The sequence below is a fragment of the Streptomyces sp. SID3212 genome (assembly GCF_009865405.1).
In the GTDB taxonomy this organism is placed as follows: Bacteria; Actinomycetota; Actinomycetes; order Streptomycetales; family Streptomycetaceae; genus Streptomyces.
The window spans coordinates 1-848 of record NZ_WWJY01000474.1 but is presented as its reverse complement, the minus strand read 5'-3'; the positions used below and the strand labels follow the sequence as shown (position 1 = coordinate 848).

Here is an 848-nt window from a genome sequence, read left to right as displayed (position 1 = left end):
TGTCCGGAACGTAAAGCGTGTTTTGTGTCGCATGACTACCGTGAATGTTCGGGGGTCCTGAACGCGACGTAAAACATGCAGTGCAGGACACGACCCCTGCCCGGCCCCCGGCAACCGGCCCGCACCCAGGCCACCGGCCCGCAGCGGGCAAAATCAAGCCCGTCCGGCGATTGAGGACAACACGAACCGCAAGGGACACCGCTCACCGCACGGGAGCAATGCCCTCCACCTCAAAGACGATCTCGTCCTCGTAGCACCACCACCACCCCTCACCCGGCTCGTAAGACCGAATCAGCGGATGCCCGGTCGCCTCGTAGTGCGCCGTCGCGTGCTTGTTCTTCGAGGAGTCGCAGCAGCCGATGTGCCCGCACGTCTGGCACTCCCGCAGGTGCACCCACGTGTCACCCAGTGCCACACAATCGAGGCAGCTGTCCTCGCTGTCGGGCGCCACCTCGTCCACATCCGCGAGATGGCCACAAATCAGCCCGCCGGTACCTTCTTCGTTGCTCGCCATATCGCCGCCGCCCGTCCGACCGCACAGGTCACTTCGAGTCAGTGCACCTTCACCGTAAGGCCGCTCCCGCGCAGACGCCAGCAGGGAGGTATCGCGGGGGCGGGCCCTGGGTATCAACCTGTATCAAGGCTGTGTGTACGGCACCGGACCGGGTGCCGCAGGGGGACGGGGGGCACCAGGGTGAAGCTTTTACGTGCGCGCGGGGCAGGGAGAGGGAGCGCCGCCGCGCTCGGTGCCGCGCTGGCACTCGCGCTGACGTTGACGGCGTGCTCCGGCGACGGGGGCGGGGGCGGGGGCAGCGGCGGAGACGGCGGCGCCGACCCCAAGACCCCGA

Annotated in this window: 1 protein-coding gene; it reads right to left on the bottom strand. The window is 67.9% G+C overall.

What is annotated here, in order from left to right:
* Window positions 1–202: 202 nt before the first annotated feature.
* Window positions 203–460, bottom strand: a complete 258-nt coding sequence (locus GT042_RS14065) for a UBP-type zinc finger domain-containing protein (protein ID WP_345943768.1) — start codon at window positions 458–460, stop codon at window positions 203–205.
* Window positions 461–848 lie beyond the last annotated feature (388 nt).